This window comes from Pedobacter sp. PF22-3 (genome assembly GCF_026239555.1).
Taxonomy (GTDB): domain Bacteria; phylum Bacteroidota; class Bacteroidia; order Sphingobacteriales; family Sphingobacteriaceae; genus Pedobacter.
The window spans coordinates 1-19,255 of the sequence record NZ_JAPIVP010000004.1 but is presented as its reverse complement, the minus strand read 5'-3'; the positions used below and the strand labels follow the sequence as shown (position 1 = coordinate 19,255).

Here is a 19,255-nt window from a genome sequence, read left to right as displayed (position 1 = left end):
TAACCAGAGGAGTTTAGGTTATGAATTCACCGAAATGTCTATTGCCAGATTTTCGTTTTATATGTTCAAAGATAATAAAATTATTTGATTTGTGATAAGCTTATCTAAATTGTGATATACGTATCGGATTTGTGATATTTTAAATCGATGTAATATTTTTTGGAAATGTTTGTCAGTAGTTCTTGGCTTCTTCAGTCCCGTTATTCGCTATAGTTCCGATGAAGGATCGGGAGCTGCCGCTACTACCGGGTTTATTTAACTGTGGGTTGTGCCTGTCGCGAAGAACCTTTCTAGCGCCAACTATAAATTAAACTTAATAATCTCAATCCCTTAATGGTAAAAAGCCTTAAACTTCATCACTATTCTTAGGGTAATCAAAAAACACCAATTCTCCCGTTCCTTTGCTAACCATCTGCCACGAATCAAAAGGAAAAGAAATTAACACCATGCCTGCTGTTGGGATGTTGTAAATGTCGGCATCGCACAACTCATTCGCAAAATCGGTAAAACCAGGATTATGACCAAACATTATGATATGATCTGCACCATTATTCAGGTTATTAACCACTTTAAGTAAAGCGGTTGTATTAGCCTCATAAACAGATTCGTCGAACTGGATATGGTCTATATGATAGGCTTCTGCAAAATATTTGGCAGTAGATTTGGCTCTTTTTGCGGGGCTGCTCACCATCAGATCGATTTTGAAACCGCGATTAATCAATCTTTCGGCCATTTCTGGCGCATTTTCTTTTCCACGTTTGTTCAGCGGGCGGTCGAAATCGCTTAAATTTATATTTCCCCAATCCGATTTGCCATGGCGGACGAGAAGTAGTTTTTTAGCCATTTAGTTTCTCTTTAATTTTTTTAACTATGGTTTCGGGCTCAATTAAATCTATACAGTTTTCAACACCGCAAAGGCAGGGTTTGTTTCCATAAATAGAATTTGGCCTGGCTGGATGATCAATCTGTATGCAATCACTTTCCTGTTGCCCATACCCCAAAAAGCCAGCGTAAGGGTGTGTTGGCCCCCAGATAGATACGACAGGTATACCAACAAGTGATGCCATATGCATGCCTGATGAGTCCATACTTAACATTAAATCTAAGTTTGAAATAATGTCAAGCTCTTCCGTTAAATTAAAGTTTCCTATTAAATTGTTGGTATTTTGGTATTTTTTAGCCCAGTTTTCGGCCATGTGCTGTTCCTTTTCGCCACCACCAAATATAAAAAGCTCATAACCCAATCGGCTTAATGAGGCTATAACGGCTTCCATTTTTTCTAATGCATATACTTTATAAATATGCTGTGCAAAAGGAGATATGCCGATTTTTTTTGTGGTTTGATCACTAAATAAAGCCTGGGCTTTTTTAGGTAGCGCTTGTGCTGATTTACTAATTTGGTGACTGAGTTTAACGCTGAAACCTAATTCGCGGAAAACATCAGCATAACGCTCAACGGTTTTTCTAAGCGGCTTAAATACCTTATTAATGGCACGGGTTAATGCTTTTTTCTCAGCCCTTCCCTTATTAATCCGTCTAATTTTTATGCCGGTTAAACGAAAAAAAGTAGAAATTGCCCTGCTTCTTAAATTATCATGTAAATCGGCTATAGCACTTGGTTTGTAGCTGCGGAGTTCCTGATAAAGTTTATATAATCCATTTATGCCTTTGTGAAGGGTTTTTGGCTGAATAGGATGAAAGATCAGATTGGGAATATGGTCAAAAAATGGCTTAAAAGCTTGCCGGCTGACCATAATGAGCTCAGCCGTTGGGTTTTGTTCTGAAAATTCTTGTAAAACAGATGCGACCATGGCCACATCGCCCATTGCCGAAAAACGTAAAACGATGATTTTTTGGGTTGTTAACATGAATTTCGCTTTCCGCTTTGGTCTTTTTGCTTTCCTATGCTTTATTATACAATACCGGGTTTAAACTCGGATCATTGTACATTTTCATTTGCTTGTATACTTTCATGTATTTTTTTCCTGCTTCAATATCTGCCAATAACTCGTCAATACTGGTTGAAAGATCTTCGCGTTGAGATAACAATATATTTAATTTGGTTTGGCATTGTGCGCGGTGCTCGGCTGATGCACTGTCGCGTTCGGCTTCTTCCTGCATATGGTAAATTTTTAATGCCAGGATAGAAAGTCTGTCTATTGCCCATGCCGGACTTTCGGTATTGATTTTTGCGTCTGGCAAAGCCGTAATTTCCTGATAAAGGTTTAGGAAATAGCCATCAATAAACTCCACCATATCGGTACGTACCTGATTTTGGGCATCAATGCGTCTTTTCCAGCTTAAACCTTCAACAGGATCAATCTGAGGATTGCGCACCACATCTTCCATGTGCCATTGTGCAGTATCAATCCAGTTTTTGATATAAAAAAGATGCTCTAAACTTTCAGCATCGTATGGGTTTTCAACCGGATGGTCAATATCATCAAACTTATGGTAGTCTGTAATAACCTGATTAAATATGCGGTTGGCAATTTTACTGATCATGTGGCAAAGATATTATTTTTGGCTATCTCTTTTATATCAAATTGAGATAGGTTTTAGAGTCGCACTGATTTTTTCCTTGTGGGTTGATTGCACAGATTTAGGGATTACACCGGCTTTTCTTTGCAAAATTTAAAACAAGATCATTTAGTTCCCGTTTTACCCTAAACCCTAAACCCTAAACCCTAAACCCTAAACCCTAAACCCTAAACCCTAAACCCTAAACCCTAAACCCTAAACCCTAAACCCTAAACCCTAAACCCTAAACCCTAAACCCTAAACCCTCTTACTATCAAAATACGCCGTTATCTCCTCCAAAGTAAATGCATTTAAACATTTATCGGCGCTTAGGCCACCTTTGCGTGCCACTAAAATACCATAATGCATATCGTGGAAACCTTCGGTACGGTGGGCATCTGGGTTCACAGATAATAGAACACCTTTTTCCAAAGCATAACGGTGCCAGCGCCAGTCCAAATCCAAACGTAAAGGATTGGCATTGATTTCAATCACTACTTTATTGGCCGCACAGGCATCAATAATTTTTTTGTAATCGATCGGATATCCAGCCCTGCTTAACAATAAACGGCCGGTTGGGTGGCCTAAAATGGTGGTGTATGGATTTTCAATAGCTTTTAATAAACGTGCCGTTGCTTTTGCTTCGTCCATGCGTAAATTGCTGTGAACAGAAGCTACCACAAAATCAAATGTTTTTAGGATATCATCCGAATAATCGAGCGAGCCATCACTTAAAATATCACTCTCAATGCCTTTGAAAATTTTGAAAGGCGCGAGTTTTTTATTGAGGTCGTCTATTTCCTGGTGCTGGCCGAAAACGCGTTGTTCGTTTAATCCTTTGGCATAAACTGCGGTTTTAGAGTGATCGCAAATCCCCAGATATTGCAGGTTTAAATTTTCTTTACAGTAAACGGCCATTTGTTCTAGCGTGTGTACGCCATCGCTCCAGGTAGAGTGATTGTGCAAGCTGCCCTTTAAATCTTCGTATTGGATTAGCGTTGGGAGTTTATTTGCTTTGGCCAGTTCTATTTCATTAAAATCTTCGCGTAGTTCAGGTTCGATAAAAGCTAATCCAGCCTTGCTGTAAATTTCTTCTTCATTTGCGAAAGGTCCATCACCTGCTAATGCTAATACTTTCTCTACGTGTTCTTTATTTCCGGATAATGTAAACCATTCTAAATAAAAAGCTGATTTTTCTACAACGTAAATTTTGATCCTAAGGCCGGCCTCAGTAGTACAGATAAACGAGTTTTCAGCTTCGATAAGCGAAAGTGGACCGAAAGTAGGTAAGTTTTGTTTAAGGGTACCAATTTGTTCGGTACCGATCACAATTTCAAGTTCATCAATGATCTCACAGGCGCGGCGGTATTGACCAGCGAAGCCTAAAAGCGCACCTTTATCAATTTTTACAGCCCAATCTGCAAGCTGTATAAATAATGTTTTAGCAAAACCTTCTACCTGTGCATATAAAAATCTGCCATTGGCAGCCAATTTAAATTCAATGGCATTTTTAATCTCTTCCTGCGTTTTTAAACCAAAACCTTTGGCCTCAATCAAGCGGTTTTCGTTGCAGGCATAATATAATTCGCCTATGCTTTCTATTCCTAAAGTACGCCAGATAATTAATATTTTTTTCGGTCCGATGCCCTTTATAGCCAGCATTTCTACCACACCTTCGGGTGTTTTTTCAAGAATTTCGTTAAGTTCTTTTAATTCTCCCGTTTGGAGGAGTTCTATGATTTTGGATGCCAGTCCTTTACCTATGCTATCAATTTTATCCAGTTCATCCAGAGGTTTGTCTTTTAAAGCAAAAGGCAGTTTATCCACCTTAAAATAGGCATTTGCAACCGATTTAATTTTGAAGGGGTTTTCTTCGTGCAGTTCCATAAGCTGCGATAAGAGGCGTAAGGTGCGGGCGATGGTCTTATTTTCCATAAGGGGTAAAATTAGGAAATAATGCCTCAAATCTTACCTGGCAAAGAAATTAAAACACAATTTTATTAATTGTTGTTTTACACTCATGAAAAATGTAAAATTTGCCCTTTTGGGATTAAGCATAGGTTTGGCAGCATGCCAATCTGCCAATAAAAACGATGAGCACAAAACGGATTCGGTAAGTAACCTAAAAACAACCAAAATACAAGATGTAGATGGGCGGTTTCTGATTGTAGCTGGTAAATCTATTGGCGAAATTTCTTTAGGAGAAAATATGGAACAGGTAGTTGAAAAACTGGGGAGACCTGACGCCGGCGATGCTGCAATGGGTAAAGCCTGGGGCATATGGTACGGCGGAGATTCGACAGCAAAGCAAAGGGATGAAATTGCCATTTATTCTTCTTATCGCGATACCAGTATGCGGGTAAAAGACGTAAAGCAGATCAGAATTACCTCAAATGAATTTAAAACCCAGGATGGTTTGACTACAGGCGCTACTTTAGAAGATATCAAGCTAAAATTCCCTGATATCAAAAAGCTTTCTTCTTATTTAAATGAAAAGAATGATACCGTAGCTGTTTATGATGCGAAAAAAGAGGGGATTGGTTTCGAATTTTTAAAAGGGAAAAGTACTTCCTTAAGTGTACATCAGGTAAATACTGCGGTTAACAATACTTACTTAACCCTGCATCCAGAATGGAAGTTGATAGATTGATGTAAGAGGTAAGGTGTAAAATGGATAATGGGCTTTTAGCTCATGGTTTGATAGTTCATGGTTAATGTTTGGTATTATACCTACGTGGCTATTAACCATAACCATTTTATATAAATGCTATGATTCCATCATCCATTTTCCATCTTACATCATTCCCTATTTAATAACTGCTTCAAATGGCATCCTGGCCTGAATTCCAGAACTTGCGATCACTTTTTTCATCTGTTGGTAAAGCATATAATTATCACCCAGTTCTTGTTTGGTGTAATAAGTTTTAATCCTGTCTGTACCTTCGTCCAGTAATGATTTCCATGGGTCTATTACATCCGGATATTCTACTACTTTATAAGTCTTTAGCTTGGCTTTTTTAGCCGCAGCCTTAATAGCATCATTAAAACCTCCAATTCTATCCGCTAAACCAATTTGAACGGCATCAGTTCCAATCCAAACATGGCCACCGCCAATGCTATCAATATAGGCTTTACTTTTCTTTCTGCCGTCGGCCACGCGACTTACAAAACCGCTGTAAATTCTGTTTAATTCATTTTGGATGATAAATCTTTCACCTGCAGTCATAGGGCGGTTTGTAGCCATGATATCGGCATATTTACCCGTTTTAACACCATCAAATGTAATGCCTAGTTTATTGGTCATTAAGTTCTGGAAGTTTGGAATAATACCAAATACCCCTATAGATCCTGTAATGGTATTCGGCTGTACAAAAATACTGTCGGCGGCACAACCAATATAATAACCACCTGATGCGGCTACATCACCGAACGATGCAATAACCGGTTTTTCCTTTCTGGTCAATACAACCTCTCTCCAGATTACATCCGAAGCTAAAGCACTACCTCCTGGTGAGTTTACACGCAATACAACCGCTTTAATATCATCATCTAAACGGGCTTTTCTGATTGCTCTGGAAATGCGTTCTGATCCGATCTGGTTATCAGAACCTTCTCCGCCGTTAATTTCACCATTGGCATAAATCACCGCTACTTTGTCTTTTCCTTCGTTTGTATCGCTATTATTTTTGGCATAATCATTAATCGAAACAGCGCGAATATTCTCTCCTCTGGTTCTGCCAGATAATCCTTTTAATTCCTCTAAAATCTGATCTTTATATTTTAAAGCATCAATCATTTTAAAGTTTACCGCATCTTGTGGCTGTTGTACTTTGTAGTTGTCGGCTATGCTATAAAGGCTATCTTTTTGGATATTTCTACTCGCTGCAATATCGCTCAAGAATGTATTGTACAAACCACCAACATAAGCCGTAACTTGTTTACGGTTATAATCGCTCATTTTATCTAAGATAAAAGGCTCAACCGCACTTTTATAGTTTCCTACACGGATAACCTGCATTTCTACGCCAACTTTTTCTAATGTTCCTTTAAAAAAGGTAAGCTCGGAGCTAAATCCTTTAAACTCTAAAGCGCCTTCGGGATTTAAATATAGTTTATCAGCTACCGAAGCTAAATAATAAGCTCCTTGGGTATACACTTCGCTATAGGCAATAATTTTTTTATGCGATTTTTTAAAATCGATCAGTGCATTCCTGACTTCACGTAGCGTAGCAAAACCCGCATTCGGACTACTTACATTTAGGTAAATACATTTGATATTATCATCTGTTTTGGCTTTTTGCAAAGCTTTTAAGAAGTCGTTTAAGCCTATCGCATCTTTTTCGTCACCCCCAACAATTGGAAGGTTACCAAATGTTTTTTTAGGTGTACGCTCGGTAATGGCTTGATCTAAATTTAGGAATAGTACCGAATTGTTAGATACAGTAATGGTTTTATCGCTATCAATAGAAGATATTAATCCCACAACCACTATGAAGCAGATAATAAATACGATTATGATTGATAAGAAAAAGCCTAACATAGAGGCAAATAAATACTTAAAGAATTCTCTCATTTAAATGTTTTAATTTTGTGCTGTAAAGATATAAAAATACATGATGCTTAATCAAGCTTTAGAGTACAGTACGGCTTATTTGTTACTGGGAGGAAATTTAGGCAATAGAGAGGCAAATTTGAAGCAAGCCATTCAACTATTGAATGATAAAATTGGAAAGGTAATAGCCTTTTCATCGCTTTACGAAACAGCCGCATGGGGCAAAACCGACCAGCCTGCATTTTTAAACCAGGCAGTAGCGGTGCAAACTAATTTAAGTGCTGTAGAAGTTTTAGATCTGGCCTTAAGTATAGAGCAGGAACTGGGCAGGGTAAGGAAAGATAAATGGGGGGAGCGCTTAATTGATATTGATCTGATCCTTTTTGGAGATCAGGTTATCAATATTCCCGATAAACTTCAGGTACCCCATCCGCATATGCAACACCGGAAATTTGTAATGGAGCCATTGGCAGAGATTGCACCAGATGTTGTGCATCCCGTGCTGGGAGAAACGATTTTGTCGATCTGTCGCAATATTAACGATCCGCTTGAGGTTAAAAGGCTTTAACTAACCTGGACTATATCAGGATCAGTCAGCCCGAATCCTTTAAGAAGCTAGAGACTAAACCTTTTGATTTGAAGTTGCGCCCTTAAAATGCAGAAAAGATAAAGCGATATACAATACCAGAACAAAAGGTATCGCCGCAAATTGTAGAAAGGCAGTTAATATTGCCGATAGGATGAGGAAAATAAATTTGATTTTGTTTTTCGCCCAGCTCAAATTGCTGAATTTTAAAGAAAATATTTTTATTTCGCTTACCAGTAAGAAGCTGGTGATTGCCGTAATGGCTATTAATAAAATACTGGAGGAAATAATTTGTGGATAATCTTGCGCAATAAAAGGCAGCGAACAGATAAACAAAGTATTCATTGGCGTATTCAAGCCGATAAAATCTTCCGTTTGCCGGCTATCATTATTGAATTTGGCCAATCTAAGTGCCGAGAAAATAGTAATGATAAAACCTAGGTAGGGAAGGTATTCAGATGAATAGTCGCTGGCTTTTAATAGGTGAAACATAATTACACCCGGTAAAAAGCCGAAACTCACCATATCTGCCAAAGAATCGAGATCTTTTCCAATGGCCGATTTTACATTTAATAAACGGGCAACCATGCCATCGAAAAAATCGAATATTCCGGATAAAATAACGAAATAAGCTGCGGTTTCTAAATGGCCTTTAAATGCAAAAACGATTCCAATACAGCCAGAAAAAAGGTTTGCACACGTAATTGCATTAGGAAGGTGTTTTTTTAGCATGGGGTTGGGCGCTAAGCGCATGGGGTTTGAAACGCATGGCTCCAAACCCCAAACGCCAAACTTATTTAGCTGTTCATCGAAATTAAGAACTCTTCGTTACTTTTTGTTCCTTTTATCTGAGATTGAACAAATTCCATTGCTTCCTGGCTGTTCATATCAGCAAGGTGGTTACGTAAAATCCAAACGCGCTGTAATGTGTCTCTGTCGTGCAATAAATCGTCGCGACGGGTGCTTGATGCTGTAATATCGATAGCCGGGAAAATACGTTTGTTAGATAGTTTACGGTCTAACTGAAGCTCCATGTTACCGGTTCCTTTAAATTCTTCGAAAATTACCTCATCCATTTTAGAACCTGTATCGGTTAATGCAGTAGCTAAAATGGTTAATGAACCTCCGTTTTCGATGTTGCGCGCCGCACCAAAGAAACGTTTTGGTTTGTGCAGGGCATTGGCATCAACACCACCTGATAATATTTTACCTGACGCTGGTGCTGTAGTATTATACGCTCTGGCTAAACGGGTAATCGAATCTAACAGGATTACTACATCATGTCCGCTTTCTACCAGACGTTTTGATTTTTCTAATACAATGTTGGCAATTTTAACGTGACGTTCAGCTGGCTCATCAAAAGTTGAGGCAATTACCTCAGCCCTTACGCTACGTGCCATATCGGTCACCTCTTCCGGGCGCTCATCAATTAATAAGATGATTAAATAAACTTCCGGGTGGTTTTTAGCAATTGCGTTTGCAACTTCTTTTAATAGGTTGGTTTTACCTGTTTTAGGCTGCGCAACAATTAAACCACGCTGGCCTTTACCGATTGGTGTAAATAAATCCATAATACGGGTAGAATAATTATTCGTATCCGTAAACAGGTTTAATCTTTCAGTCGGGAAAAGTGGCGTTAAATAATCAAAAGGAACGCGGTCGCGAACCTCAGCAGGGATTCTGCCGTTAATGGTTTCTACACGAACCAATGGGAAATATTTTTCTCCTTCTTTTGGCGGGCGGATACTACCTTTTACGGTATCGCCGGTTTTTAATCCAAAAAGTTTTATTTGAGACTGAGATACATAAATATCATCAGGAGAAGTTAAGTAGTTGTAATCTGCCGAGCGCAAGAAACCATAACCATCAGGCATAATTTCTAAAACACCCTCATTTGTAATTACATTATCAAAATCCAGGTTCGAATAGCTGTTTTCGTTTTTGTGGTGATTGCCACCGCCCGGTTGTTTTTGTTGTCGATTTTCGTCACGCTGCGGTTTTTCCTGTTTTTCTTTAGGCTCTTGCTTTTGCTTTTGAGCCACCGGAAGCACTTCTGCACTTTCTTCGATCAAAGCTGAGATCGGTTTTACACTTTCTTCAGCTTCAACAATTCTGTCAGGCTGTTTCTCCGGCTGTTGTTGGTGTTGAGGCTCGTCAAACAACGTTACAGCATCTCTTCTTCTTTCAACTGGCGCTGCAGGTTCATCTTTCGTTAGCCTTGCTCTTTTTTTAACAGGTTTGTCGGCTGTAGTAGCTGCTGGCTTATCTGTTGCCACTGTAGAAGCAGCGGCTGCAGCTGCGGCAGCAACTTTTGGTGTTTTTACAGCTTTGGTTTTAGGCGCAGGAGTAGCTGCAACAGGTTCAATTTCGCTGTAAGGGTCTGCACCGGCTTTAGCGGCATTTATAATTTCTTGCTGGTGTAAAAGTACTTCAACAAGGTCGATTTTTCTTAGGGAGTCGGCACCTTCAATGCCATAGCTTTTTGCCAGCTCACGTAATTCTGTTGTGAGCTTATCATTTAATTCTGTTTTACTAAACATTCTAAATATATATGTTTCAAGAAATTTTTCATTTGTTTATAACGGATGTTTTCTGTTATAAATTTACACGGGCTTTAAAAATATTTGTATTAACGTAAGCCCGGCTTTTTATTGTGCATAAGTTCTTAAGGCTATAAAACATTAAATGAGTTCATTAGGGATAATGCTCAAATTGTTTCATAATTGTTTACAAGCTGAATAAAAAGCAATATTTGCTTTTAAAAAATGGTAACAAAAAACAAGTCTTGATAAATTTTTCTGGGATATTCAGATAAACGATTGAGAAATTATGGTGCAATTGTATGTATTTGAAACGTAATCTGCAAGCAAAAGTTTAAAATGTTTATAAAAATAATTATTGTGCGCATTATTTTGTCGCTCTAAAAACTTAAAAATCTTCATATTTGCAGCAAATAAGCCAATATATGACCAAACAACAACTTTTCGAGCAGATACAAAAAAAACGTTCATTTTTATGTGTCGGATTAGATTCTTCGTTAGATAAGATACCACAACACTTATTAAAGTACGAAAATCCTATTCTGGAATTTAATAAACAGATTATTGATGCCACTAAAGATTTGTGTGTTGCTTATAAACCCAATACTGCTTTTTACGAATGTTATGGCAAAAAAGGTTGGGAAACCTTAACCGAAACCTGGAAATATATCCCGCATGATATTTTTTCTATTGCAGATGCTAAACGCGGCGATATTGGAAATACTTCTGCCATGTATGCCGAAACATTTTTTAACGCTGCATCGTCTGAAATGAGTTTTGATTCGGTTACCGTTGCACCTTATATGGGCAGCGATTCGGTAACGCCGTTTTTAACTTTTAAAGATAAATGGGTAATCCTATTGGCTTTAACCTCGAATGCTGGGCATGCCGATTTTCAATTGCAGGAAGTTGGAGCAGACAGGCTCTTCGAAAAAGTGATTAAAACTTCGCAAACCTGGGCAACAGATGAACAGCTAATGTATGTAGTTGGGGCTACACGCGGTGCGGCATTTGGCGATGTACGTAAACTGGCGCCAGATCATTTTCTTTTGGTACCAGGTGTTGGTGCACAGGGTGGAGATTTAAGTGAAGTGTGTAAATATGGATTAAACTCACAATGCGGATTATTGATCAATTCATCAAGGGGAATTATCTATGCCAGCCAGGGTGAAGACTTTGCCGAAAAGGCCAGAGAAGAGGCTTTAAAACTACAACAGGAAATGGAGCAGATTTTGAATAAAGCAGGGTTGGTATAAAAAAAACTGAATATCGGTTGTTGCTTTGAGAAACAATTTATCGTACAAAATCCAATAGTAATATTAGTTTGATTGCTTTTTTTTTGTGTAAAAATTCTTATATTTAATTGTTTAGACTTGACCTATGGCTAACCCTTTTGATAATATGGACTTTAATTCGTTACTTGAGCATGTAAAAAACCTTTCAGCTGCCGAAAAAAAAGAGCTAATGCAGGTTTTAAATGAAGGCCAGCTTCCGGTGGTTAATGAAGAGCAGGTAGCTTATGTAAAGACGCCCGCAACACATACTTCTTTTGATGCTAAGTGGGAGGAAAGTTTATCGGCTTCTGAATTTAAAGCAGCAGCCATTCAGCATATTAGTACCCTGCCTTGGAAATAGTACGCTTCAGTCCCTCGGTTCTGCTTTATCTTAACGAATTGGTGGATGTGCTTTTTTACGAAAATTATTTCAGTATCCACGAAAGTGCTATAGATTACGTGATCAGATTGATTGATATTGCTGAAAGTAAAATCGTGAAGAAGCAACATTACAATGTTCCTAAGGCAATTTCTCATCATGGCAGTTGGCTAATCCATTTTAATATTAGTGAGAAAACAACCTGGTATTTTGTATTTGAAAAAAATGAGAATCGTTATTTGGTCACTTATGTTTTTAACAACTACTCCAAAGAAGCTAAAAATTTAAACTTATAAGTTAGTTATAGCTAAATAAATTTATTATCTTCAAGGATGAATTTTCCGGAAGATTTTCTACATTATGTATGGCAGTTCAGGTCGTTTGATTATAACGGGCTGCAGACTTATAATGGTGAAAACCTGGAAATCATCAATACCGGATTGCTCAACCGGAATGCAGGTCCGGATTTTAACCATGCCAAGATTAAGATAGGAGAAACCCTTTGGGCAGGTAATGTAGAAATTCATTTAAAATCATCTGACTGGTTAAAACACAATCACCAGGTTAACCCTGCATATGAAAATGTAATCTTACATGTTGTTTACCAGCACGATGCCGAAATAACCAGGATGGATGGAAGCATTTTGCCTGTTTTAGAACTGAAAGACCGCATCTCCTCAGATCTGATCAGCAAGTACGAAAACCTTTTCCTCACCTTAACCGATTTTCCTTGCATTGCCCAAATAGGGCGTGTAGATGAGTTGATCGTAGATTCTTTTTTATCCAGAACGTTGGTTGAGCGTTTTGAGCAGAAAACAAATGCGGTTACAGAAACCTTAAATGAATTAAATGGGAATTGGGATGAGACTTTCTACCGCTTTGTGGCGCGTAATTTTGGTTTCAAAATAAATGCCTTGCCTTTCGAGTTGTTTGCTAAAGCAGTTTCGCAACATATTTATGCCAAGCATAAAAATAATCCACATCAAATAGACGCATTGGTTTTTGGTGCGGCAGGGTTTTTAAACGATCATTTCGAAGAAGAATATCCTAAAAAGTTAAAGGCAGAATTTCAGTTTCTCCAAAAGAAATACAACATTAAACCCATTGATGTTTCAATGTGGAAATTTATGCGCATGCGCCCTCAAAATTTTCCGACTATCCGTCTGGCGCAATTTGCTGCATTAATTACAAAAGCCAATCATCTTTTTTCTAAAATTATGGAAATCAAGGATGTAGCAGCGCTACGTACCTTATTTGAAAATCTACCAGTAAACGATTACTGGAAAACACATTATCATTTTAAAAAGACAGCCTCTTCAGTTAACACTCAAATAGGTCAAATATCAGTAGACAACATTCTGCTAAATACCGTAGCCTTGTTTTTATTTGCTTATGGAAAACATACCGCAACACCATATTTTATCAGTAGGGCAATAAAGTTGTTAGAAAGTTTGCCCGCTGAGCAAAATGCGATTACCGATAAATTTACCGGGGCGGGAGTGAAGATGGCAAACGCCTTTGCCTCGCAGGGAATTTTGCAGCTAAAAAAGCAATATTGTGATGAGAAAAAATGCCTATCTTGTGGTATTGGAATTAAAATTTTGAAACAGGCCTAAGCTGTATGCACTTTTCGGTAAAACTTTATACTTTATTATCTGTTTATTTATTATGGAATTTCCACACGAACTAAAAGAACTATATCCGAATCAGATTATTGAGGTAAGAGGTAATGCCGATGCCTTAACGATTATTTTAAATAGTGATGTTAATATCCATCAATTTATGGCGGAACTGATCACAAAATTTTCGGGATTGGAAGAACAACAAACGCTTTTTATAAAACACGAAGATAAACAGGATTTCGAAAAACTGATTTTGGAATAAAGAGTTAAATTATACCATTGCGTTTAACCAATTAAATTTCTTAAATTAGAATCTCTAAGCAAATAATGATTCCAGTTTTGGAGTGTTATTATTTAGTGCAGAGCAATAAGATTTTAAAATAAGCTTAAAATGTTCCAGAGAATTATAACTTATTTTGAACAGCAGAGTTTTGGAGTTTCTACCTATTTGGCCAATAAGCTGAATATGAGTACCGCTAAAGTGCGTCTGTTTTTTATTTATTCGTCATTTTTGGCGGTAGGTTTTCCTATACTGTTCTATTTTTTGGCTGCCGTAGTGCTCGATATCAGGACATACATGAAAAGAATGCGAATGCGGATCTGGGAATAACTTCAGTAGGCAATTTTCAATTGGCAGTTTTCAGTTTAAATCAACCGAAAATTGTGAACTATAAGCAGTTTTCAATTGGCAGTTTTCAGTTTAAATCGACTGGAAATTGTGAACTACAAACTGTGAACTGTCTAGTCATCATCTCTTAAAATTTCTGCAATTTCATTAAAACCTTTTTCTGCGGCTAAATCTGCCGGGAGTTTTCCGCCTTCCATGCGTAAAGAAACTTCTGCTCCGTGTTCTAACAGTAAAATAATCAATTCAATATTTCCCAATTGAGCAGCGGTATGTAAGGGAGCTAAACCTGCTTTCTGACAAACATTTGGGTATGCGCCCGCATCTAAGAGCATTTTAGTGATATTAAAATTATTGGCTGCAACTGCTGAGTGGATCGGAAATACATTAAAGCCGTTTTTTGATGCCAGGTTAACCTCAGCACCTTTTAAAACCAGAAAACGGGCTAAATCTTCGTGTCCGAAATAGCAGGCTAAACCAAGCGGTGTAAAGCCATCTTCAGAAAATTCATTGATACTGGCAGGGTGCTGAAAAATCAATAGCGTAGCCGCATCGAATTTGCCAACTGCACAGGCCTCAAACAAGGTTAAATGATCTACAAATTCAGCAATCAAGTTGGCTATTTCCTGTTTTTTGTAATAACAAGCCAATAACAATGGCGAAATATGATGAGAAGTATCCATATTTGCCAATTTTGGATTTTCAACCAAAATTTCTTTTACTGCCTGGATATTTCCGGATTCAATTTGTTCTTCGAGTTGCGCTATACCCATAATACTTTTTGAAAAATCGCTTTAAATTAACGAAAATTAAGGAATTGTAAACTTTATTGCCTAAATATATAGAGCGTGCAGCAAATTAACAAAGATTAGACCTCGCAGGTCTTTAAAACCTGTAAGGTCTTGGTGAATTTAATCATGCTCCTAAGGACCACTGTCCCAAGTTAAATAAACCTGATCGAACGGAAAGCCCGGAGCGCAACGAGGACTTGAAGGGAGAGCAGGACTAAGGCAACCGAAGTGCGCAGAACCTTGCTTTTCAGATGATATCGAATAGTTCTTAAAAGGCTATTAACTAAATTGTTAACTGCCAACTGATTTGGGCGTTCCCCAAGCTACGCAAGGGTCTGGCTTTTCAGGGCTGCGCTTCGCTCCGGTACCGATGAAGTATCGGCACTGAACCCTTGCAATCCCTAACGCAAACCCAGTTCAAGTAATTTTACAGCAACGACGATCCCCTCTGGTAGGTTTATTTCCATTAAATACTACTGTAAATCCTATTGATTTTTATAAAATAAATTATACTTCAGGATGAAAAAAATCCCGTTTTGCCCCTCCAGGCAAAACGGGATAAAACCTAAAACAAAATCCGTTTCATTTAATAAAACGTTACAACTTGTGCGTTGTTAAAATAATAGACCAAAATTTCTGTTTAAGGTTTAATGCCTGATGAATATTTTTATTTAATTTAAGGCATATTATAAAATAAATTATAACATATATTTCATCAGGTTTAATACTTTGTTTTAAAAATAGGGGGCGTAGCAGAAAGTGAATAAAAACAATGCTTACAAAATGTGATTAATTTTTTTGTTAGGCTTTCGTTAATGCTGCGCAGTTTTATCTAAGTTTGTTCCATATTAAATTATTTAGGATAGAAAATGTCGGTAAGGGGTAACCAGTTTAAAGCCAATACATTCAGAGATAAAGGTGCAGAAAGTGCACCCGGCAGATCATCATCAGGCAGGCAACCGAAAGGGAAAATGGATTTTTTGCCAAGCTTTGATCTGGCAGATGGGCGTGCAGTTAAAATTGTAGGACTGTTTTTTGTAATATTGTCACTATATTTTCTAATCGCTTTTACCTCGTATCTGTTTACCTGGCAGGATGACCAGAGTTATGTAATAGATGCCAATGGTGGTTGGAGCAACCTCTTTAAAACCGCAGAAGAGTTAAAGGCAGCAGGCGTTTCTACCCCTGTGGTTCAGAACTGGTTAGGTAAGTTTGGTGCGCTGTTATCACACCAGTTTATTTACGAATGGTTTGGTATAGCCTCTTTCTTGTTTGTTTTGGCCTTTTTTATTATCGGTTACCGTCTGTTATTTAAAGTTAAAATCCTTTCCATCTCTAAAACATTAGGATACAGCTTTTTCTTTTTGCTATTTATTTCATTAACCTTAGGTTTTGCACATGGTTTCTGGTCAGAATCGCCACATTATTTAGAAGGTGAGTTTGGGTATTGGAGCAATAAATTATTAGGGGCCCAAATTGGCGCTGCCGGTGTTGCCGGATTAATTGCTTTTGCCGGACTAACCATTTTAATCATTGCATATAATATCGATTTTAAATTTCCGGAACGTAAAGCAAAAGAAGTATACCTCGATAACGAAACGCCAGATTATGTAAACGATATTAGGGAGCAAGCCGTAAAAAACAAAACTTACGAAGAACCTTCAGCACCTATTGAATTTCCGGTGCGCGATAAGCCCGTAAGTAATGAACGCAAGCAACAGCACGTCGTATTACAGCCAAGCCGTTTTGAAGAAAAAGAGGAAGAAGAAACTGTAGCACCCGTTGTATTATCTCCACTGGCTGCTAATTTGCCAATGGCTGCTGCGGCTTCATCATTGCCTTTAACAGTAGAACCACCAGTCGAAGTAGAAAAGGAACCCGCATTTACGATCGAAAAAACCGAAGAAGATAAAAAATCGGATGACCTGGTTGAGCAATTTGGTAACTATGACGAAAAACTGGATTTATCTGGTTATAAATATCCAACCATTGATTTGTTAGAAAATTATGGTACCAATAAAATTTCAGTAAATGCGGAAGAACTGGAAGCCAACAAAAATAAAATTGTAGAAACGCTTAATCATTACAATATCGAAATCGATAAGATCAAGGCAACCATTGGTCCCACGGTTACGCTGTACGAGATTATTCCGGCACCGGGTGTGAGGATTTCTAAAATTAAAAATCTGGAAGATGATATTGCACTTTCTTTAGCCGCATTGGGGATCCGTATTATTGCACCAATGCCTGGCAAAGGTACCATCGGTATTGAAGTGCCTAACCAGCATCCGGAAATGGTGCCCATGCGCAGCATCTTAAATACCGAAAAATGGAGTCAAACCACTATGGATTTGCCTATTGCATTAGGTAAAACCATTAGCAATGAGGTTTTTATAGCTGATTTAGCTAAAATGCCTCACTTATTGGTAGCAGGGGCAACCGGTCAGGGTAAATCGGTGGGTATTAACGCCATTCTGGTTTCGCTGCTCTTTAAAAAACACCCCGCGCAACTTAAATTCGTACTGGTTGACCCGAAAAAAGTAGAGTTAACTTTATTTAACAGAATAGAACGCCACTTTTTGGCAAAATTACCCGGTGAGGCCGATGCCATTATCACAGATACCAAAAAAGTAGTGAATACGCTAAACTCGCTTTGTATCGAAATGGATCAACGTTATGATCTATTGAAAGATGCGCAGGTTAGGAATCTAAAAGAATACAACGATAAGTTTGTAAAGCGCAAGCTTAATCCAAATAATGGTCACCGCTTTTTGCCTTTCATTGTTTTAGTGGTAGATGAGTTTGCCGATTTAATGATGACAGCAGGTAAAGAGGTGGAAGCACCCATTGCACGTTTGGCACAATTGGCGAGGGCTATTGGTATTCACCTGGTTCTGGCTACTCAACGTCCATCGGTAAATATTATTACGGGTACAATTAAAGCCAACTTCCCGGCCAGGCTGGCCTTTAGGGTATTGTCGAAAATCGATTCGAGGACCATTTTAGATAGTGGTGGTGCCGATCAGTTAATTGGGCGTGGTGACATGCTCTTATCTACCGGGAGCGACTTAATCAGGCTACAGTGTGCTTTCGTTGATACACCTGAGGTAGACCGCATTTCTGAATATATTGGTAACCAGCGCGGCTATGCTGATGCTTACCAGCTGCCAGAATATATAGATGAAGCAGGGGAGGGAAGTAAAGCCGATTTTGATCCTAATGAGCGCGATAAATTCTTTGAAGATGCAGCAAGGCTGATTGTAATGCATCAGCAGGGCTCAACCTCATTAATTCAGCGTAAACTTAAATTGGGTTATAACCGAGCCGGGAGGATTATTGATCAATTAGAGGCCGCAGGTATTGTTGGACCTTTTGAAGGAAGTAAAGCAAGAGAAGTTTTATACCCTGATGAGTATTCTTTGGAACAATTCTTGAATGGTATGGATAACAAGGATTAGATTAAACCATTTAACAACAATCTACTCTAACGTTTCAAAGAAAAACTTAAAAAAGAAAAGATGAAGAAATTAATTTCAGCATTAATGGTTGTAGTTGCTTTTACAACTTCAACTTATGCTCAAACTGATGCGAAAGCTAAAGCCATTTTAGCTGAAGTGAGTAAAAAATACAAATCGTACAACGTAGTTAAAACAGATTTTACCTTTACTTTGGATAATCCAAAAGCTAAAGTAAAAGAAACCCAGCAGGGTACTTTGTATGTTAAAGCCAATTCTAACAAGTATAAAGTAGCCATGACTAACCAGGAATTGTTTAGCGATGGTAAAAGCCAGTGGACTTATTTGAAAAAAGACAAAGAAGTGCAGGTAAGCAATGTAGACAACAGTGGCGATGCCATTAATCCGGCTAAGATTTTCACCGTTTACGAAAAAGGATTTAAATACGTTTATACCGGCGAAGAAAAAGCTGGTGCTAAAACCTATCAAATGATCGATTTAACACCCGTAGATGCTAAAAAATCGATTTTTAAAGTACGTTTAAGTATCGATAAAGCAGCTAAGCAAATTGCAAACGTGGTGTTGTTTGATAAAAACGGAAACAAATACACCTACAATGTGAAAACTTTTTCTCCTAACGTGAATATACCAGAAACTACTTTTGCTTTCGATGCAAAAAAATACCCTGGTGTTGAAGTGGTAGATTTAAGATAACAGATTTAGCAGGCAGCGCACAGTTTTAGCGCTATCTATAAAAAAGCGATTTAATCAGGGCATATCCCTGGTTAAATCGCTTTTCTTTTATATCCCCTTTGTTTACTTTTTTGTGATTTACAAACTTGAGTTCGATAAATAATGTGGCTTTTAGAGCTATTCTTTAGGTATTTTAGTATTAGTGTCGTCACCCTGAT

Annotated in this window: 18 protein-coding genes; 10 read left to right on the top strand and 8 right to left on the bottom strand. The window is 38.0% G+C overall.

What is annotated here, in order from left to right; all coding sequences use genetic code 11:
* Window positions 1-346 precede the first annotated feature (346 nt).
* The 4 genes from OQX63_RS06580 to OQX63_RS06565 all read right to left on the bottom strand — a co-directional run bounded on the left by OQX63_RS06580 (window position 347) and on the right by OQX63_RS06565 (window position 4,455).
* Complete coding sequence (locus OQX63_RS06580; protein WP_265850108.1) at window positions 347-844, bottom strand: SixA phosphatase family protein; 498 nt, start codon at window positions 842-844, stop codon at window positions 347-349.
* Entirely contained in the window at window positions 837-1,868 is a 1,032-nt protein-coding gene (locus OQX63_RS06575; protein WP_265850106.1) for a glycosyltransferase family 9 protein, read from the bottom strand. The genes OQX63_RS06580 and OQX63_RS06575 overlap by 8 nt, the downstream gene beginning before the upstream one ends.
* 34 nt (window positions 1,869-1,902) lie before the next feature.
* Window positions 1,903-2,505: a DUF4254 domain-containing protein gene (locus OQX63_RS06570; protein WP_265850104.1), complete on the bottom strand. Its 603-nt coding sequence runs from the start codon at window positions 2,503-2,505 to the stop codon at window positions 1,903-1,905.
* Window positions 2,506-2,778: 273 nt separating this feature from the next.
* Entirely contained in the window at window positions 2,779-4,455 is a 1,677-nt protein-coding gene (locus OQX63_RS06565) for a DNA polymerase/3'-5' exonuclease PolX (protein ID WP_265850103.1), read from the bottom strand.
* A gap of 85 nt (window positions 4,456-4,540) precedes the next feature.
* Between OQX63_RS06565 and OQX63_RS06560 the strand changes: the two genes are divergently transcribed.
* The gene (locus OQX63_RS06560; protein WP_265850102.1) at window positions 4,541-5,170 is read left to right on the top strand and encodes a hypothetical protein; all 630 of its coding nucleotides are present in this window, start codon (window positions 4,541-4,543) and stop codon (window positions 5,168-5,170) included.
* A 156-nt stretch (window positions 5,171-5,326) separates the two neighbouring features.
* Here the strand turns inward: OQX63_RS06560 and sppA are convergent, their stop codons facing one another.
* On the bottom strand, window positions 5,327-7,093 hold the full coding sequence (gene sppA / locus OQX63_RS06555; protein ID WP_265850101.1) for a signal peptide peptidase SppA: 1,767 nt from the start codon (window positions 7,091-7,093) through the stop codon (window positions 5,327-5,329).
* A gap of 40 nt (window positions 7,094-7,133) precedes the next feature.
* On the opposite strand from sppA, the gene folK reads away from it, so the two are divergent.
* The gene (gene folK / locus OQX63_RS06550; protein WP_265850100.1) at window positions 7,134-7,640 is read left to right on the top strand and encodes a 2-amino-4-hydroxy-6-hydroxymethyldihydropteridine diphosphokinase; all 507 of its coding nucleotides are present in this window, start codon (window positions 7,134-7,136) and stop codon (window positions 7,638-7,640) included.
* A 54-nt stretch (window positions 7,641-7,694) separates the two neighbouring features.
* On the opposite strand, the gene pssA is transcribed toward folK, so the two are convergent.
* Complete coding sequence (gene pssA / locus OQX63_RS06545; protein WP_265850099.1) at window positions 7,695-8,390, bottom strand: CDP-diacylglycerol--serine O-phosphatidyltransferase; 696 nt, start codon at window positions 8,388-8,390, stop codon at window positions 7,695-7,697.
* A gap of 65 nt (window positions 8,391-8,455) precedes the next feature.
* Window positions 8,456-10,198, bottom strand: coding sequence for a transcription termination factor Rho (gene rho, locus OQX63_RS06540; RefSeq protein ID WP_265850098.1), 1,743 nt, complete (start codon window positions 10,196-10,198; stop codon window positions 8,456-8,458).
* Between the two features lie 425 nt (window positions 10,199-10,623).
* Here rho and pyrF point away from each other — a divergent pair, with 425 nt between their 5' ends.
* The 6 genes from pyrF (at window position 10,624) to OQX63_RS06510 (ending at window position 14,083) form a co-directional block, all read left to right on the top strand.
* Window positions 10,624-11,454, top strand: a complete 831-nt coding sequence (gene pyrF / locus OQX63_RS06535; RefSeq protein WP_265850097.1) for an orotidine-5'-phosphate decarboxylase — start codon at window positions 10,624-10,626, stop codon at window positions 11,452-11,454.
* Between the two features lie 124 nt (window positions 11,455-11,578).
* Window positions 11,579-11,833, top strand: coding sequence for a hypothetical protein (locus OQX63_RS06530; protein ID WP_265850096.1), 255 nt, complete (start codon window positions 11,579-11,581; stop codon window positions 11,831-11,833).
* Complete coding sequence (locus tag OQX63_RS06525) at window positions 11,824-12,147, top strand: hypothetical protein (protein WP_265850095.1); 324 nt, start codon at window positions 11,824-11,826, stop codon at window positions 12,145-12,147. Before OQX63_RS06530 ends, OQX63_RS06525 begins: the two co-directional genes overlap by 10 nt.
* A gap of 36 nt (window positions 12,148-12,183) precedes the next feature.
* On the top strand, window positions 12,184-13,467 hold the full coding sequence (locus tag OQX63_RS06520; RefSeq protein WP_265850094.1) for a DUF2851 family protein: 1,284 nt from the start codon (window positions 12,184-12,186) through the stop codon (window positions 13,465-13,467).
* A 52-nt stretch (window positions 13,468-13,519) separates the two neighbouring features.
* A complete protein-coding gene (locus OQX63_RS06515) occupies window positions 13,520-13,735 on the top strand; it encodes a hypothetical protein (protein WP_265850093.1) in 216 nt (71 codons plus the stop codon).
* A gap of 129 nt (window positions 13,736-13,864) precedes the next feature.
* Window positions 13,865-14,083 carry a PspC domain-containing protein gene (locus OQX63_RS06510; RefSeq protein WP_132401036.1) on the top strand — a complete coding sequence of 73 codons (219 nt, stop codon included), beginning with the start codon at window positions 13,865-13,867 and terminating at the stop codon, window positions 14,081-14,083.
* A 131-nt stretch (window positions 14,084-14,214) separates the two neighbouring features.
* On the opposite strand, the gene OQX63_RS06505 is transcribed toward OQX63_RS06510, so the two are convergent.
* Complete coding sequence (locus tag OQX63_RS06505; protein WP_265850091.1) at window positions 14,215-14,871, bottom strand: ankyrin repeat domain-containing protein; 657 nt, start codon at window positions 14,869-14,871, stop codon at window positions 14,215-14,217.
* Between the two features lie 887 nt (window positions 14,872-15,758).
* Between OQX63_RS06505 and OQX63_RS06500 the strand changes: the two genes are divergently transcribed.
* Together OQX63_RS06500 and OQX63_RS06495 are read left to right on the top strand one after the other, a co-directional pair.
* Window positions 15,759-18,347: an FtsK/SpoIIIE family DNA translocase gene (locus tag OQX63_RS06500; protein WP_265850090.1), complete on the top strand. Its 2,589-nt coding sequence runs from the start codon at window positions 15,759-15,761 to the stop codon at window positions 18,345-18,347.
* Between the two features lie 60 nt (window positions 18,348-18,407).
* Entirely contained in the window at window positions 18,408-19,058 is a 651-nt protein-coding gene (locus OQX63_RS06495; protein ID WP_138822909.1) for a LolA family protein, read from the top strand.
* The last annotated feature ends 197 nt before the right edge of the window (window positions 19,059-19,255 follow it).

Bases quoted from the DNA above. Each gene is read 5' to 3' on its own strand.
- OQX63_RS06580 (WP_265850108.1), bottom strand. From the start codon at position 844: ATGGCTAAAAAACTACTTCTCGTCCGCCATGGCAAATCGGATTGGGGA.
- OQX63_RS06575 (WP_265850106.1), bottom strand. From the start codon at position 1,868: ATGTTAACAACCCAAAAAATCATCGTTTTACGTTTTTCGGCAATGGGC.
- OQX63_RS06570 (WP_265850104.1), bottom strand. From the start codon at position 2,505: ATGATCAGTAAAATTGCCAACCGCATATTTAATCAGGTTATTACAGAC.
- OQX63_RS06565 (WP_265850103.1), bottom strand. From the start codon at position 4,455: ATGGAAAATAAGACCATCGCCCGCACCTTACGCCTCTTATCGCAGCTT.
- OQX63_RS06560 (WP_265850102.1), top strand. From the start codon at position 4,541: ATGAAAAATGTAAAATTTGCCCTTTTGGGATTAAGCATAGGTTTGGCA.
- sppA (WP_265850101.1), bottom strand. From the start codon at position 7,093: ATGAGAGAATTCTTTAAGTATTTATTTGCCTCTATGTTAGGCTTTTTC.
- folK (WP_265850100.1), top strand. From the start codon at position 7,134: ATGATGCTTAATCAAGCTTTAGAGTACAGTACGGCTTATTTGTTACTG.
- pssA (WP_265850099.1), bottom strand. From the start codon at position 8,390: ATGCTAAAAAAACACCTTCCTAATGCAATTACGTGTGCAAACCTTTTT.
- rho (WP_265850098.1), bottom strand. From the start codon at position 10,198: ATGTTTAGTAAAACAGAATTAAATGATAAGCTCACAACAGAATTACGT.
- pyrF (WP_265850097.1), top strand. From the start codon at position 10,624: ATGACCAAACAACAACTTTTCGAGCAGATACAAAAAAAACGTTCATTT.
- OQX63_RS06530 (WP_265850096.1), top strand. From the start codon at position 11,579: ATGGCTAACCCTTTTGATAATATGGACTTTAATTCGTTACTTGAGCAT.
- OQX63_RS06520 (WP_265850094.1), top strand. From the start codon at position 12,184: ATGAATTTTCCGGAAGATTTTCTACATTATGTATGGCAGTTCAGGTCG.
- OQX63_RS06515 (WP_265850093.1), top strand. From the start codon at position 13,520: ATGGAATTTCCACACGAACTAAAAGAACTATATCCGAATCAGATTATT.
- OQX63_RS06510 (WP_132401036.1), top strand. From the start codon at position 13,865: ATGTTCCAGAGAATTATAACTTATTTTGAACAGCAGAGTTTTGGAGTT.
- OQX63_RS06505 (WP_265850091.1), bottom strand. From the start codon at position 14,871: ATGGGTATAGCGCAACTCGAAGAACAAATTGAATCCGGAAATATCCAG.
- OQX63_RS06500 (WP_265850090.1), top strand. From the start codon at position 15,759: ATGTCGGTAAGGGGTAACCAGTTTAAAGCCAATACATTCAGAGATAAA.
- OQX63_RS06495 (WP_138822909.1), top strand. From the start codon at position 18,408: ATGAAGAAATTAATTTCAGCATTAATGGTTGTAGTTGCTTTTACAACT.